Origin of the sequence: Methylocystis silviterrae, assembly GCF_013350005.1 — a bacterium.
Taxonomy (GTDB): Bacteria; Pseudomonadota; Alphaproteobacteria; order Rhizobiales; family Beijerinckiaceae; genus Methylocystis; species Methylocystis silviterrae.
Genome location: NZ_JABVWW010000023.1, coordinates 25,360 through 41,252 on the forward strand (window position 1 = coordinate 25,360; position 15,893 = coordinate 41,252).

Annotated in this window: 15 protein-coding genes; all 15 read right to left on the reverse strand. The window is 59.7% G+C overall.

Going from position 1 to position 15,893, the window contains the following annotated elements; translation table 11 throughout:
• Positions 1-2 precede the first annotated feature (2 nt).
• The 15 genes from hisH to HUN39_RS16830 all read right to left on the reverse strand — a co-directional run bounded on the left by hisH (position 3) and on the right by HUN39_RS16830 (position 15,791).
• The gene (hisH, locus tag HUN39_RS16760; RefSeq protein ID WP_175095590.1) at positions 3-641 is read right to left on the reverse strand and encodes an imidazole glycerol phosphate synthase subunit HisH; all 639 of its coding nucleotides are present in this window, start codon (positions 639-641) and stop codon (positions 3-5) included.
• 118 nt (positions 642-759) lie between these two features.
• On the reverse strand, positions 760-1,635 hold the full coding sequence (locus HUN39_RS16765) for an FkbM family methyltransferase (RefSeq protein WP_175095591.1): 876 nt from the start codon (positions 1,633-1,635) through the stop codon (positions 760-762).
• Positions 1,632-2,516, reverse strand: a complete 885-nt coding sequence (locus tag HUN39_RS16770; protein WP_175095592.1) for a class I SAM-dependent methyltransferase — start codon at positions 2,514-2,516, stop codon at positions 1,632-1,634. Before HUN39_RS16770 ends, HUN39_RS16765 begins: the two co-directional genes overlap by 4 nt.
• Before the next feature lie 59 nt (positions 2,517-2,575).
• Complete coding sequence (locus HUN39_RS16775; RefSeq protein ID WP_175095593.1) at positions 2,576-4,114, reverse strand: oligosaccharide flippase family protein; 1,539 nt, start codon at positions 4,112-4,114, stop codon at positions 2,576-2,578.
• 1 nt (position 4,115) lies between these two features.
• Entirely contained in the window at positions 4,116-4,874 is a 759-nt protein-coding gene (locus tag HUN39_RS16780) for a class I SAM-dependent methyltransferase (protein ID WP_175095594.1), read from the reverse strand.
• Positions 4,875-4,884: 10 nt separating this feature from the next.
• A complete protein-coding gene (locus tag HUN39_RS16785) occupies positions 4,885-6,750 on the reverse strand; it encodes an asparagine synthetase B family protein (protein ID WP_175095595.1) in 1,866 nt (621 codons plus the stop codon).
• A gap of 8 nt (positions 6,751-6,758) precedes the next feature.
• Positions 6,759-7,307, reverse strand: a complete 549-nt coding sequence (locus tag HUN39_RS16790; RefSeq protein WP_175095596.1) for a class I SAM-dependent methyltransferase — start codon at positions 7,305-7,307, stop codon at positions 6,759-6,761.
• A gap of 251 nt (positions 7,308-7,558) precedes the next feature.
• Complete coding sequence (locus HUN39_RS16795; RefSeq protein WP_175095597.1) at positions 7,559-8,641, reverse strand: glycosyltransferase family 4 protein; 1,083 nt, start codon at positions 8,639-8,641, stop codon at positions 7,559-7,561.
• Positions 8,642-8,699: 58 nt separating this feature from the next.
• The gene (locus tag HUN39_RS16800; protein WP_175095598.1) at positions 8,700-9,059 is read right to left on the reverse strand and encodes a hypothetical protein; all 360 of its coding nucleotides are present in this window, start codon (positions 9,057-9,059) and stop codon (positions 8,700-8,702) included.
• A 13-nt stretch (positions 9,060-9,072) separates the two neighbouring features.
• Positions 9,073-10,923 (reverse strand): asparagine synthase (glutamine-hydrolyzing), encoded by a 1,851-nt coding sequence (asnB, locus tag HUN39_RS16805; protein ID WP_175095599.1) that lies wholly within the window; start codon positions 10,921-10,923, stop codon positions 9,073-9,075.
• Positions 10,923-11,942, reverse strand: coding sequence for a UDP-glucose 4-epimerase GalE (gene galE / locus HUN39_RS16810; RefSeq protein WP_175095600.1), 1,020 nt, complete (start codon positions 11,940-11,942; stop codon positions 10,923-10,925). Before galE ends, asnB begins: the two co-directional genes overlap by 1 nt.
• Positions 11,943-11,969: 27 nt before the next feature.
• Positions 11,970-12,662: an FkbM family methyltransferase gene (locus HUN39_RS16815; RefSeq protein WP_175095601.1), complete on the reverse strand. Its 693-nt coding sequence runs from the start codon at positions 12,660-12,662 to the stop codon at positions 11,970-11,972.
• Positions 12,663-13,095: 433 nt separating this feature from the next.
• On the reverse strand, positions 13,096-13,605 hold the full coding sequence (gene nusG, locus HUN39_RS16820; protein WP_175095602.1) for a transcription termination/antitermination protein NusG: 510 nt from the start codon (positions 13,603-13,605) through the stop codon (positions 13,096-13,098).
• Between the two features lie 319 nt (positions 13,606-13,924).
• Complete coding sequence (locus tag HUN39_RS16825; protein ID WP_175095603.1) at positions 13,925-15,001, reverse strand: O-antigen ligase family protein; 1,077 nt, start codon at positions 14,999-15,001, stop codon at positions 13,925-13,927.
• Between the two features lie 352 nt (positions 15,002-15,353).
• Positions 15,354-15,791, reverse strand: a complete 438-nt coding sequence (locus HUN39_RS16830) for a hypothetical protein (RefSeq protein ID WP_175095604.1) — start codon at positions 15,789-15,791, stop codon at positions 15,354-15,356.
• Between the last annotated feature and the right edge of the window lie 102 nt (positions 15,792-15,893).

Genomic DNA, 15,893 nt, shown 5'->3' on the forward strand with positions numbered 1-15,893 from the left:
CGCTAGCGTTCCCCTCGCGCCAGCCCGTGCGTGCGTGCGAAGTTGTCGAGCAGCTGCTTGCCGAAGCGATGGCTTTTCTCCGGATGGAACTGGACCCCAGCTATGTTGCCGCGCTCTATGCCGGCCACGAATCGGTAGCCGTGCACGGCGTGGCATAACTCGTCCGTCTCCTCGTCGGCTACGATGTGGTAGGAGTGCACGTAGTAGAAGCGCGGTCTCGGTGCGGCGCCCGCGAACAGCCCGCTCGAAGCGCGGAACTCTGTGTCGGCCCAGCCCATGTGGGGCACGCGCAGCGAAACATCGAGCCGTGCCTCATCAAACCGCCGCGTATCAGCCGCAATCCAGCCGAGACCCGGCTCTGTCCCTTCGTCACTGCCGCGAGTCAGCAGTTGCGCGCCGAGGCAGATGCCGAGCAGCGGGACCTTCTTCTCGAGCGCCATCTCATCAAGCACCCCGCGCAGATCGAGCTGCTTGAGGCTGCGCATGCCGAAGTCGAAGTGGCCGACCCCCGGCAGGATTAGCGCTGACGCAGTCGCAATTTCGGCCCGCGCGCTCGTGATGCGTGCGGCGACGCCGAGGCTCCGAAGCATGTTCTGCACCGAGCGTAAGTTCCCGGTGCCGTAGTCGACGATCGTCAGCATGGGTCGAGAGTCATTCGCCGCATCGCAACTACTTATCGATGCTCAACTGTCTCTACGACGAATAGCTTTACCAGCAGCGCCTGGTCATGCATTGCCGTCCAACTGATCATCGGGGCGGTCAAGATGCGGAGCAATTCTTCGTTTTTACCGCGGAAGCTAAGGCGTGCACATCGTCCTTCGGACAAAACACATAGTCAGAAAGCTCGAGGCTGCCGTGAATACCGATCTCTTGAATCTCGGTCAGGCCATGCAGTGCTCCGGACTGCGTTTTGAAGATGCGAAACATGACATATTGCTCGTCGCGCATCATGGCCTCGATCTTGCGCTGCCTGTCGAGCCTGGCGACATTGTTCGCGGTATAGCAGGGCAGGATCTCGACGATCAGCCACGGCTTGAATTTGGAGAGTGCGTCACGCATCGAACTTATGACTTCCACCTCGGCACCCTCTACGTCAATCTTGACGAGCCCGAGGTCAGGAAGGGCCACGAACTCCTCTACGTCGGCAAAGCGCATCACCGGGACGAGCTTGGTCGCGTCAATGGCCTCGCCGGGCCTGAAGCCCTCGACCAATGAGGCCGACGGATCGCTTGTACTGCCATGATAGAGTTGCAATTTGCGTAGACCCGTAGCCTCGGCGAGTCCCACCGGGACGATCAGCACATCTGACAATCGATTGACCGCGATCAGTTTCTCGACATATGCGACGCACTCGGCATTCGGCTCGAACCCGATGTAGCGGCGGGTCGGATCGGCGGCTTTGACGGCAATCAGCGTCTGACCGATGTTGACGCCGCAGTCGCAGAACATACCGGCGCGCGCAGGCAGTAGCCGGCCGAGCAGTTCCACCATCCAAGGCTCCGACACATCGCACATGGAGCCGTTGATCATCGGCGTCCGGAACACTTGGCCGGAAAGCTCGATGGCTGCCGTGAAAAGACGCTCGTGCCTGGGCAGACGGCGAATTAGCTTCTTGTGTAGTGTCCTAAGTTTCATGATCTCTTCGCCGGCGTAGATGTGCTCCTCGCGACAGTTTGCAGTCGCGTGAAACGTCCGACGATCCAGTAGCCCGGCGTCGTCTGCCTCGGCCAGCAACGCTTTACGAGACCTCTTATTTTGCTGTTTCGCGGGCTGGTGGAGGCGGAGACGGCCGCGGATCGCTGCGCCGGGGTGGAATTTATTTGTGCTTGCTTTTCCTTCTCCGGGGTGTAGCCGCACAACGGGCAGAGCGGCGACATAAATAGCTCGGACCGATCGGGAACGCCCCGCAGCTTTCGCCATATACTATAATAGGTCCGAAACCCCCAGTAGTGTGTGTTTACCACCGGAATTGAACTCTCCTCCATCCGAAATCCGAAATCGGAAAGGAGCTCAGCGAATGTGCTATCGTTGAACGATCGCAGATGCAGATCGCGATTGAAGACCGTGCGACATTGCGGGCAAGTATCGACTTCCTTCTCAATCGCCTCATTGTAAGGCACGCTGATGATGACAGTATTTTTGGCGATCCGCGCCAGTTCCGAGAGGGCGTTTTTGTAGTCCCGTACTGTCAGGTGTTCGATCACCTCCAGGCACGACACGCAATCGAATGATTGGTCATCAAACGGCAAACTAGCAAGCTCGCAGCACATCTTTTCGTCGGCGTCGCGCACTTGCTCTAGAGCGGCTGAGCTGCGGTCGACGCACGTAATCTGGATTGAAGGGAACTTCTGCCTCACTATCCGGGCAAACACGCCATCGCCGCAGCCGACGTCGATCAGATTGACGCATCCCTCTGGAATGAGCCGCGCAGTGCCCTCGAGTCGCTTTAGGTCGCTCGGGTCGTCGACTATCCCGTAGCTCCAGAACGACTCGTAGTAGTCAGTCTCGAAAGTCAATTCGCTCGTCCTGTTGAGTGATCGCTCCCGGCGGAGCGTGGTCCTTACGGATCTTCCCACTATGGCGAAGTCGCAAGCCCCGGTCTGGGGCTCGGCAACATCAACGCTCGCGCCAGCAGAGGTCCTCCAGGGACCACCTCGAGGAGCTCTGTCAGCTGAGTCGAAAACACGAGGCGCAGCGTGAGAACGTAGGTGGTGGCAAGAAACACACCGTCAAGCATTAGGCGAAACAGGATTGCAACGTCCTCACGAGGTGACGAGCGCATAGCGAGCGTGACCGCGGCGCCTGCCAAACTGGCCATAGCCGCCGGGACGATGGCCATGGTCACCCCCTTAGCGGAAACCGCCCCGCGTTGAAGCAGCACCACGATCGTTATGCTTGCGAATGCTAATGCATGCAAAGCGAGGCCGGCGAGATACGCTTTGGCGCCATATGGCACCAGCAAGAACACCAAGCCGATGGTGGTCACGCCCGCCACTGCGTCGATCGATAACGTGGCTCGACTGTCGTCGTTAGCCAGGAGCAGGCCCGACAGCGTGTTCCAGGCGCCGACCATTCCCGTCGCCATAGCGGCGTACGGCAAGAGCGGTACGACGCTCTCCCACTTCGTGCCGTAGAGGAGCAACACAGTGTCGTTTGCGGTCAACGCGAGGAACGCCACCACCGGCATCGTCGTCCAGCATACGCCGCGCAAAACGAGGCTCGCGAGCCGCTGAAACCGCTCGGAGGCGCGCTCCGCCCGGGTAAGGACCGGGTGCAGCGCCGTAACGGTGGTCGCGCCAATCCGCCCAGCCAACAATACGGCGAGCCCGTTGGCGCGGGTGAAGATGCCGAGAGTGGCAACGTCGTAGATGTCGCTGACGAGTATGTTCTCGCTGAGGGCACGGGCGCGGCCAAACAGGCCGGAACCTATGCGATCCAACGCGAACCGTACGGTGGCCCGGTAGCGGGCCCAGCTCCACGTCCAGTCCGGCCTGAAGCGCTGCAAGACGAGCAAATCGAAGGCCGCAGGCAGTCCCAGCATTGGTGGCTGCAGGATGAGCGCCCAAACTCCGCCGCCAAGCAGCGCGACGGCTAGCCCCACGGCCATTCCCAGCAGTGTTCCAATGATGAGCTGGACGCGGAAGCGCTTCCAGTCGTGATTGGCCTCAAGCATGCGGGCGCGTAGCGTCGCGGGAATCTCCAAGAGCAAGACAATCCCGAGCGCCGCGAGCGGAAGCGCCGCATCGCGGTAGGTTGCTGTGAACGTCAACCCAAATGCGAGCAGAAGCACTACGCCGAACAAAAGAGTATTGATCACGGCCGCGGCCGTGAAGTGGGCTTGCCAATCGATGCTTTCGGGATTTCGGATCTGCAGTGCGTGCAGGGAAAAGGTCGAATACGAAACTATCGACACCGCGCCGATGATCGATTGGACGAAGGCGGCCGTGCCATAGTCCGTAGGGCTCAATATCCGCACGAGGATCAGCATCACGCCGAACTGCGCCACGTCGCGTAGCAGAGTGAAGCCGCCACCCCACAGCAATGACGCCCGCGCGGAGTGGCCGAGACCTTGCGCTTTAACAGGCGCAGAGAGTGGCTTCGCCGGCTCCAACAAATTACGAATCTCCCACCGCAACGCCGCGACTTACCACGGTCATCAACCCATTGGTGGTCACCTTGAATTCATCGAATTCAGAGCCGACGTGCTGCGGAAGATTTCCATAGTCTTCGATGAAGTAGACGAACCGGTCCGCCAAATGTGGCCGCACCGACCGCCAAGTCATCACAATCGCGTCAAGCGAGTGAAGCCCGTCGTCGATCACAACGTCTAATTTGGCGCCCTTCAGGATGTCCCCAAGCGCCGCTCCGCCGTCGACCAGCTGATCATACTCATGCACTTCAGGCGTCGTGCGCTGAAAGGCGCGACGTTGAATGAGTCGCGGCCGATTCTCTTCGAAGTGACTGAGATCGATATCGAAGCCCAGCACGCGCGCGTCGGCGAACAGATCGCACCAGATTGCGAGGCCGGTGCCCCTGAGAATGCCAAATTCTGCGACGGTCAGGCCCGCTCGGCCGATGAACGGCGTCAAGAAGCGAGAGTAGGTTGCGCCATAGCCGTGATGCAGCATCCGGTCTCCGCCGGTCATGCCGCCAAATGCTAACTGTTCGGGCGTGCGCCCGTCGAGCGAACTGACGCGGCGGCGCGTGACGTTGGTGACAAAGCCACCGTAATACGCCTCGCGTTGAATGAGCCAGTCTCGGCTGCCAAGAGGCGGCCTCCGGAGCAGATAGGGCAGCTCGACGAGCCGTGTGCGTGCAGTCTCGACCATCCGGCGAACCGGGCGAAGCCTCTTGCGAATGGCTTTGAACGACATGGATTCTTCCCTACGTCGCCACTACTGTTGCAAGGGATGGCAGCAAAGCCCGCTTCCGACGCGCTTCGCATTCGCGCCAATGGCATAGCAATGTCATCAGGCGAAACAATTGATTGCCATCATTTCGCCAAACCTCAATGGGGCGTGACCAGTGGTCAGTTCCGGTGATCAGCTCCATCCGGCACCGCTCCTCGGGCGAAATGCTATTCCACAAGCGCCGCAGCGTCTGACTGTGCACCGCGTACCAACCATAGTCTGGCCACGAACCGCTTGGGGGCGGTCGGTCTTCCGGCATCGGCGGAGCCGGCGCAGCGCGCTTAAGGCGGCGTCCGAACCAGCCCGTCGCAAACACGATAGTTTTTTCGAGCGAACCGGCATCGACGCGCCAACCCCAATTCGCGTCGACAATCCGCCCAGCACCGGCGCAGATGCGTGCGGCGGACTTGCCCCACGCCTGACGATTCAGCTTCCAATCTGGATGCAGCCGACTATAGCAGTCCGCAACACGCGAATCGGCGAAAAACGTGTCGTACGGGAAGATACGATACATGATCTGGCCTGAGACTGAGACCGTGTAGCAAGCCGGCCGAATGCGACGATCCTCGACGAGCAGCCTGTCGCGCGGCGTCGCCAACCTATCGGGGCAGCCTGCGAACCACGCGTCCATCCGCGCGTTGATGTCCTTGGCGAGAGCCGGCGGCGCCGGCAGCGGGACATTCGGCAAAAACCCCTCGCGACGGTGGTCGACATAGCGCAGAAAGGGCAAGCTTCTGCCAAGCAGCGGCACGTGCTCCTTCTCCATGCCGTAGCCCTTAAACACCCAATCTGTCGTGCAGGCGGTCATAACCAGATCTGGATCAAACTCGGCCAGACGCGCCTCCATGCCAGGATAGTGGCTATCCTCTGCCGACCACATGGCGCCTGACCAGCGTGCAATTTCAGGAAGATTACGGGGGTAATAGTCGTTGTCGCGTTGCAGGGCGATGAATTTGGCGCCGGCTGTCGCGCACAGGGCGCGCGCGATTTCGGTCTCCTGTTGCGCGTGTTCGAAGATGTTGACGCCCGCAATCTTGTTGCGATCTTCCGTGCTGAACAGCATGACGCGTGAGTCGGCGCCCCCGCTTATGAAGAACAGCGGACGCTGAGCAATTGCCGTTCGCTCCGCGATCGCGGATCTGACCGCCGCCGACAACGCATCAGCCGCTTCATCAATTGACGCGTAGAACGGCTGCTCAAACGGCGTCCAATAGGTCGAAGTCGAGATTTTGCTGGGGCGCAGCGCGACGGTGATGCATGTCGCGGCGCCAGCGTATTTCACCTCGTTGAAATAGGTGTGCGGAGGAGTCGTGCGCCAAGCGCGAACAAATTCCGCCATCGACACGTGATCGTAAGTAACGGAGGCGTTCGGGTCTGCAAGCAGCGCGTCCGGGAATGTCGTGATGATGCAGTCGGATGGGCTGTCGCTCCGATAAATGAAGCACGGATGATAGCCGAACTGATCCGTATAGACGTGATGGTCTTCAGACCGAGGATCATGGACGACCACGATGGTCGAGCCGTTGTAGGGCGCAACGCCGTCTACGCCGCTTTCCAAATACCGCTCGAGCAGAAGGCGCGGCCCGAGCCCGCCCTCATAGGGCAATCCCTCGGCCCGAGCCCAATCGTGCGCCGACCAAGCCAGATGACCGGAGCAGATCACGCGCACGCCCGTCGCAGGATCATATGCAGGCCCGAACCTCCGCTGGTTCCGCCCGACCCACAGAAAACCGCCCGAGCCCGATCTGATAATCGCAGTGTCGACTTCGCGCGCGATCTCTCGCGCGACGGATTTCAACCGCGCCTCGCTGATGTCGCGGGGGGAGTAGTACAGCGACATCGCCCGACCTACCGCTTCTTCAACACAGTCAGGGAATCCTGCTGGTTCAAGATCTCGAAACGCGGATCGTGCCGGATGAAATCGCGAAAATATTCAATGCTGCCGAGCGTGTAACCGGGCGGCTTCTCTGGCGTCAGTACCGTGTCGTGCAAGGCGACAATGCCGCCTGGCGCCAAACGTTCGCTCCAATAGGCCCAGTCAGCCTTGATGCCGTCGAGCGAATGATCGCCGTCGACGAATACAAAGTCGACCGGCGTCGGCACATCTCCATCGACTTCCGTGCTCAGCTTGGACACGAAGCGGACTTTGTTAGCGAGATACTTACCATTGTAACTGCGCGCAATCCGTTCTCCCCAGGAGATGCCGAAGCGGCCCGCGAAGAACGGATCGATCCCATATATTACTGCGTCTGCGTCGGCTCGCTCTGCAAGCATGCGCGTCGTGCGGCCCTCGAACACGCCGATCTCGACGATACGCTTTGCTCCCGGCAGGAAACTTGCCAGCAGTTCGCGCTCGGCGGCCGTGGTCTGTGTCTGCGGCTCATCAATGCCGAGCATGACCTTCGTATAATGCAGTGCTGAACGTCCAATCACGCACGTCCTCCGACTACTGCCGATTCTGCATCAATCATCAGAAGCGTTTGAATTGTAGGCGTTCGTCTGCGATTTGGCGGCACAGCCGACTCGAGCTCGACCATTCTTGTACTGCGCGAGATGAGATTGGCGGCGCCCTGCGCAACTGCGCCAAATCCGCGCCAGACATGCATTGTTCCAGCCGAAAAACAGCCGATGAGCGTTTCGTTGCGCAACTAGACGAGGCCCGGCGCTACGTTAGAGAGCGCTGCCGCGAGGCGCTTTTCAAAATTCGCGAATGAGAAGTAGTCGAGGCCCGGCGGAATCGCCTTCGGCCGCGAGAGGGCGTCGAGGATCGCCCGTTCAAGGGAATCGGCGTCTTTTGGATCGACGAGCAGACCGAGTTCGCCGTTGCGGACGGCCTCGCGGGTTCCGTCCTTCGTGCTCGCCACGACAGGAATGCCGCAGGCCAGCGCTTCCACAACGACGAATCCAAAGCCCTCCCAGCGGCTCGGCATGATATAGGCATCCGACAAACGGAAATGATCGGCCTTCCGCGATTCAGAGAACCGGCCAGTAAAAACCACTCGATCGGCGACGCCGAGCGACTGGGCTTTCGCTTCCAGTCGCATGCGGTCGCCGCCATCGCCCGCACATAGGTACACAATTGCTGGTTCCCGCTCTGCCAAACGCGGCAAAAGCTCGATGATCTCGTCGAAGCCCTTCGCGCGCTCGTTCGGATCCATGCGGCCAAGGGTCATGATAACGCGCCGACCGGCCAAACGATATCTGGCAAGAAGATCCTCGGCTTTGTTTCCCATGCCGTAGTCCGCGGCGCGAATTGCGTTCGGCACGATCGCAAGCTCGGCCCGTAAGGGCTTGGCCCAACTTTTGAAACGATCCAGCGTGAGCTGACTGATCGAAATCACGACGTCGACGCATGCAAGCGCAGCGCGAGTTAGCGCGCTGGGCGGCTTCGACCAAGCATCGATGCCGTAAATCGCAAGAACAAGCGGACGCCGCCGGATCTTGGTGATCGAGGCGGCAAGGGGGAGCAGATTCAAGTGCGCGCAGTAAACAAGGTCGTACGACCCGCGGAAGAGCCCCTCGCGCAAGCTGCAGAAAATAAACTTCAACAGGACGCCACTGGCGGAACGCACATACCGGGTCTTTGGCGGCGAAGCGAACTCCGGCGACGAGATGATTCGCGGCACGACGGTGATTTCCGCGACCGATGGCAATCCCGAAAGCGCGTCGATAACGTCGCGATTATACTGCGCGATGCCGCCGAAGCCACCGTGGGCGTCGGTTGCTAGCATAAGAATACGCAATCCACCTTGCCCGCTGTCACGATCTGATTGCATCAGGATTCGCAGCTCATTTCTCGGCAACCAGAAGTGAACCCATGTGCAAGCACCGTTGGTCATGGCTCGCCACGGTCGACGGTAAAGTGCGCTCGAGGAACGCCTTCTTACGACCGAGCGGCAACGGGATAACGTCGTTTTTCAGAACGCAGATACGAATCGGTTTGACATGAATAATCCGCTGCTTAAGGCGCCACTCTGCCGGAGTGTAAAGCCATCGGACTGACCTCCCCCACGATTTCTTCGCGCTTTTCCATGAGGCAAGCTCAGCTTCGTTTGATGGCAACTGCGTCGGGCGCTGGATACCATCAACCTTGCTCGAGAAGTTCTGCCCTTTGAAGTTGGGCTGCGATTCCTTGGATGAACGATTCATGGTGATGACTTTGTCACACAGCCAGAGCTTGCTCGAAGTATACCGACGACTGCCGTCGCCCCACCTCCCGCGCCCATCCACGCGTATACCCATAAGCCGACGTCCGCTTGCCGAGCGTCACGCTAGGGCTTACGCGCGCGAGCCACGCGCCCACGGGAACTCCGAAACCCGTCTTGCCCCGTTGAATGACGCTCGAAGGCAGCGGCGCCGAAGGGGCCAGCGCCAGCTCGGCTTTGGCTTGACCGTCCGTATCAGGCGGGCCAAGGGCGGCGATCTGCTTCAGCAACACAGCGTCGACCAGAGGCGTCCTGACTTCGAGGGAATGTGCCATGCTCGCCCAGTCCGCGTCGCGCAGGAGCTGATTGCGCATGTAGAGTGAAGCTTCCATGCACGCGACCCGCGCGAAACCCGTCGCGGGCGTGGGGTTGAGGGCGGCGCCGATGATCGCAAGCGGAGTCAAGCGAGATAATCCGGCGCTTACAATATCGCGATCGAGAACGCCCTCCAACTCCCACGGCATAAAGAGTCCCCGCCTGAGCAGCCAGGCGCCTTCGTAGGTTCCGCCATATTCCAGCATGCCCGCGACCTTGGGGCTGAGGTGAAAGTGGTCGGGACCGACAGCCATTAAGGCGCCGCGAACGAATTCGCCGAGACCGGGAATCGCCGCCGGCGCGGACAACCACCGGACCCATTTTGGAATGTCGCGGAACGCTGGATAGCCGCCCAGCAGTTCGTCGCCGCCGATCCCGGAGATCGCCACTTTCAGGCCTCTCTCTCGCGCAGCCTTCGACACAAACCACATGTTGACGCCATCGACGCTAGGTTGGTCCATAGCATCCAGGATGTGGGGAAGGTCCGCGTCGAATTCGGCCTTCGTGACCACACGCGTCGTGTGCCGCGTGCCGTAAGCCCGCGCAACTTCTTCAGCGATCGGCGCCTCGTCATTGGCGCTGCCTTCAAACTCTTTGAAAGCAAGTGTTACCGTCTCGATTTCGCTCTGGCCGACGTCGCGCATCAAGCCAACGAGCGCACTCGAGTCGATACCGGCGGACAGAAATGCCCCGACCGGCACGTCGGCGACGAGATGATGCCGTACGCTATCAAGCAGCGCCTCACGCGCCACCGCTTGCCGCGCTTGTCCCGTCGCCTGCGGCATCGTCTCGGCGCCCACGTAGACCTCGGCTATGGAGTAATAGCTCCGCAGCGAACCAACTCCGGCCGCGTTGATGCTCATCATGTGGCCAGCGGGAAGTGCCTTGATCTGTTCATAGAGCGTCAATGGCTCAGGCAGGCTGCCGAATAAATAAAAACCGACATGGCCGGCTGGGTCGCTTCTATCGTCGATGCCGCCTCCAGCGAGCAGCGCTTTGACCTGCGAGGCAAATCGGAACGTCCGCCCGTCATCAGCGTAGTACAGCGGCTTGATGCCGTAGGGGTCACGGGCAAGGAAAAGCTCGCGCCGATTGCAATCCCAGATCGCGAAGGCGAACATTCCGCGTAGGTCGTACACCATCTCTTGGCTCTTCTCGGCGTAGAGATGCAGGAGAACCTCTGTGTCCGACGTGGTCCGGAATACATACCCCTTTGTTTCGAGCCGACATCTAAGCTCGCGATAGTTGTAGATCTCGCCGTTGAACGTGACAACGAGCGCACCATGGGCGTTCGACATGGGTTGCGCGGCCCCGTCTGATAGATCGATGATCGACAATCGCCGATGGCCGAAGCCGACCCGACCGTTGTCGGAGATCCACTCTCCCTTCCCATCCGGGCCGCGCGCGGCCATGTGATCGCGCGTCCGCGCGAGTTCTGCGAGGTCGATCGGGTTAGCCTCGCGATAGGCGAGGATTCCGTTGATGCCGCACATTACGCTGTTGCGGTCCTGATTCCCGGCGATGCGATGCGTCTAGACTTCTGATGCCACGCCCACGCGGTCCTGACGATGTCGTCGATGCTTGCGATTTGCGGCTGCCAGCCAAGCTCGTCCCGCGCAAGAGCCGTATCGCTGACAAGAGCGGCGGGATCGCCGGCGCGGCGCTCTCCTCGCGACGCTGGCACGGTGAGTCCCGTCACCCGCTCGACAGCGTTGACGATATCGAGCACCGAAAATCCTTGTCCATTGCCAAGATTGTAGACTGCGGATTGGCTGCCCGTTTCGAGCGCGCTGAGTGCTTTGGCGTGGGCCTCCGCTAGATCTGTCACATGGATGTAGTCGCGGATGCAGGTGCCGTCGGGGGTGTCGTAGTCAGTACCGAACACAGTCACGTTGGGCCTGCGCCCAGATGCCGCGTCGAGAACGAGAGGCACGAGATGTGGCTCGGGATCGTGCCACTCACCGATCTCTCCGTCCGGGTCGGCGCCGGCCGCGTTGAAATAGCGCAGCACTATGGAACGAAGGCCATGCGCAGCGCCAAAGTCCGCCAGCATTCGCTCGATCATTAGCTTTGAGGCGCCGTAGGGATTGATCGGCCACTGAGGCGTGTCCTCGGTGATCGGCAACCGGTCGGGCACTCCATACGTTGCGCAAGTACTTGAGAACACGAACTTGTCGACGCCGTGATCGCGTGCGGCCTCTAGCAGGTTCAACGAGCCTACGACGTTGTTACGGTAGTACTTGCCAGGATCGGTTACCGACTCGCCGACATATGCGAACGCCGCAAAATGCATGATTGCGCTCGGCCGGTAGTGAGCGATCACCTCGTCAACGCGGGCACGGTCGAGAATGTCGCCCCGCTCCAGCGGGCCCCATTTCACGGCCCACTCGTGGCCGTAGACGAGACTGTCAAATACGATTGGCAGGCAACCTGCTTTCGAGAGCGCTTTACAGGCATGCGAGCCGATATATCCAGCGCCGCCCGTCACCAGAACATGACGGCAATCAGTCATTTCTGTCCAGCATCTGATCTCGCGAAGTCAAACAGCAACGCCCGCCACTTGCCGATATGCCGCGGTTTTTAGCCGCGCGTTGATCTGATCCAGGCGAACAAACAGCGTATTGGGCGAGGAAGCCGAGTTGCCGGACGAGCCATGTGAAACGATTGACCTTTCGAAGGGCATATAAGCGGCGCTAACGAAGCCATGTTTCTCCATGACTGATCGAATCGTTGGATCAACTGTCTCCGTGATCACGGCAACAAGGGACGTCTTCATGAGGGTGTCAGAGGCGCCAGCGAAGACTTGTGGCTCGTAGCCCTCGACATCCATCTTGATCAAAACCGGGTCTTCCTTGGCCAAAATTTCGTCGAGGACGCGAACCGCGACCTCGCGAGTCTCAAAACTGGTATCGGCAGTCACCCGATTGGTCGTGTCCTGGCCAATCGTGAAGCGCTCCGTTCCCGCCGCAGCGCCAACGGCCGCCTCGATGATGGTCACGCGGTCGCCTATGCGATTGGCGTCAATGTTTCTCTTGAGCGATTGAACCGTGCCGGGGTCGGGCTCGATCGCAATCGAGCGAGCGCCGCACACCGCCGAAGCAAGAATCGTATAGCTGCCGATGTTGGCCCCCACGTCGACGAACAGATCCCCTGGCCGCAGAAGGTGCAAGAGGAAAGCCATGTCCGTGAACTCATGAAGCCCACAATAGATGTTGCCCGTTGCGCCGGCCATGCCGTTTCGTGCGACGAGCTTCGATCCTGCGATCCAATCGAAGACGACCTCATCGCGCAATCGACTCTCAAGCTGCCAACGCACGTACCGCCAATAGGCGCCGAGTAGTCCTCGGGAGCTCAGCGGGTGGCGCGCGATGAATTGGAGGGTGGGAACGATCGACCGCATCCGAACCTAAAGGTTATGCCCCTGCAGGGCGACGCCGAAGCTCGATGTTCGAGCGCCAATGAACCTATGCGAACTCAAAAAAGAAATCCTTGCTCGCCACGCTACCGCCATTCGGGTGAAGGCGCGCCTCCATCCGCTATCGTGCCGATGACGCCCCGCCTATCGCGCGACGCTTATCCTTGACGAGCTTACGGCGAAGGCGGACCAAATCGCTCCATAGCGCCGCCGCCCGCGAACATTCGAGCCCGCTTGCTCGCCTGCTCGCTTAAGCCGCTTCCAGGGCGGAGCGGTCCAAATAGGCCGATACTTTACCGTTCATGATGTCCAATAGCACACGCACACGTCCATTGGCATCCAATCGTTCCAACACGCCTACGGCATGGGTGAAAGGACCCGCCAAGACGCGCACCGATTGACCTTCGCACAGATCGCGGTCGAAACGGATCAGCCCATCTTCATCCACGAGGTCGAGCAGACTTTCAACGACGCCCACCGGAACTGGCACAGGCGCTTCTCCTTGCATGATCAAGCTGGCGACGCCGATGGTGCCATTGATGCTTCGCCAACGGTCTCGCCCAATGTCGAGCGCGACGAACATGTAGGAGGGGAAGACCGGAGTAGGCGCGGTGCGCAGTTTTCGCGCGTGGCGAATCGTCTTCATGACTCGGGGCAGAAAGACTGAAAAGCCTTGCTGAAGGAGCTGAAATTCCGCTCTCGACTCCTGTCGCGGCAATGAGCGAGCCACATACCACTTCTTGCAGCTTTCAAAAGGCATTCGCTCGCTCCAATTTGGCCGAGGGAGAACGGATCATCAGCATCGTCGTACATGTCCGCCAAATCGCAATATTTTTTGATTTACTGCCATGACTGAAACGGCAAGTCAGCAAAATTTTTCTGCGTTTAGCCCGCCTCGCTCCCAGGCGAGTGGCCCGGGCAACGATAGTTTAATCTCCGGTTAAAGGCTTTTTTTTGATTGCGCCTTTTTGTGTCTGATTGGCGGGTCGATTTCTTTGCCAGCCTTCGTCCCCGCCAGTGGACCTCCAAGCGACCTGAAATCAGATTTGCGCGCGAAAAAAATAGCAACTCCGTCGTTCTTAGACGACGCTCATCGATGGCTGCCGATGAACGCGCGCCCTCCGCGAACGCGTGACTGGCGGGTCGATCAACAGGCCGCAAGCGAAGGCAAATAGCGCCGTCATGGCGCTCGTGCGAAGCGGATAATCAAGGAGCGAGTGAGCGAGAAGGAGAAGGATAATGAGAATCGATGCGCGGACCAACGCTCGGTCGACAGGCAGCAGATCGGAGTTAGGCTTCGCAAAGACGGCGATTCCTTTACGTGTCAGCCAAAAAAGAAAGAGGATGAGCAAAGTTGGACCCACCACTCCTGTTTCAAGCCACATTTCGAGCAAGTCATTGTGCGCGTGATTGACGTATCGTCCGGCTAGGAGATCCGCCGGCTTTTCGACAGTCGCATAGACGGACGGAAAGCTTCCTATGCCTGACCCTGTCGGCATAACGTTCGTCGCGGCTACGACGGTGTTGTGAGCAAAAATCAGGCGGGCGTCGGCCAGGGCGTCAACGTCAAATCGATCGAGCAGGCGAAATAAGGCTGATTGGCCAAGAAGCAAGATCGCAAGCGCGAAGATGGCCGCCAATCCACGAAAAACGTTCACATTAGCGCGGGCGCGATGACTCTCGACGCCGGCGACGATGCTCGCGAGCAAGGCGACGATCATCAAAAGGATGCCACCGCGCGAGCGCGCCATGGTTTCGCCGACGATGAGCGCGGCGAGCGCGACGCCCACGGCAAGGGCGCCTAAGGCGTATGTCGTCTCGACGCCTTTCCTTTGCTTGAACGACAGCCCCGTCAGTTGAGACACAAGCATCGTTGCGCTCAGTGCAATCGCGCAATAAAGCAGCGCCGCGAAGTGATTGCGGTTCGCGAAAAATCCCACGGCGTCGTCCCGATTGGTATTTTCGAAAAATCTCAATGGGCTCGTCGGTCCTTGCGCCAGTTGGAGCAGTCCCAAGAAAACGCTGACGACGCCAAAAGCAACGAGCGCGAGGCTCATCACTCTGCGTTCCCGCCGGTCGAGCGTGAGAGTGGCAAGAAATATCGCCACAGGCGGCAATAGCGAGAGGGCGGCGAGCAAGGTCGCTTCGGGCGTCATGCTTATGGGAGCCCATGATGGCGAGCGTCCGAGAAGCTCAAATGATTCGACGACGATTTCCCGATGCCTCAGATGCGTCCAGATCCAAGGCGGCAATGGGATAAGCTGAACTAGGGGAACGGCGACGATCGCGGCGCAAAACCCAAGCGCTAAAGATTTTTCGCGGCTTAGTGGCGCATCCAACACTCGCCAAAGCGCGGCCAAGAAAACTGGGATTGAAAGCAGCTGAAGAATGGCGTCAGAAAGAAAACCGTCTCTTGTCCCACCTCCCAAGAGGAGGCAGAACAAGAGTTCGGTGATAGAGAGCGAAAGGAACAATTCGACCTACCCAGGCGAGGCCGAAATCTCTTCCTTAGGGACTTGCTGCAAGAAACAGGGCTAACGCCGCTGCGTTGTTGTTATCGCCGCCGCCGCTAGAAAGAACCCCCGCGCCGGCAAGGGCGCCGCCTACCAGCGCCGTGCCTCCAACGCCAAGCATCAAATTTCCGCCCAAATCGCCATCGGCTCCGCCGACTTGGGCGCTGAACGAACACGGAGAATGTTTAGCGACCGTGGCCAGGGAGTTCGCTTTAACAGTGACGCTGCATCCATCAGGATAGACGACGCGCGCAACACTCTTGCTGCCAACTTTCACCTTGTCTCCCGGGGAGAGCTCAGCGGCCCCCTGGACCAGATCGAATCCCTTTTCGCGACCAACCCAAACCTGTCCCTTAGCGTCCACGAGTGAGGCCGCCTGAGCGGAGCCGCTAGCGACCATTGCCGCTAGAATGAAGATTTTGCCAACTTTCATGATCGCAACCCTCCTTCATTAAGCCTTTAGGGCTCGGACCTATAAAGTTGTTGGCTTGGGCGCGATGTCGTGATTCACAGCTTCCGAAAGGAAGCGCCAATG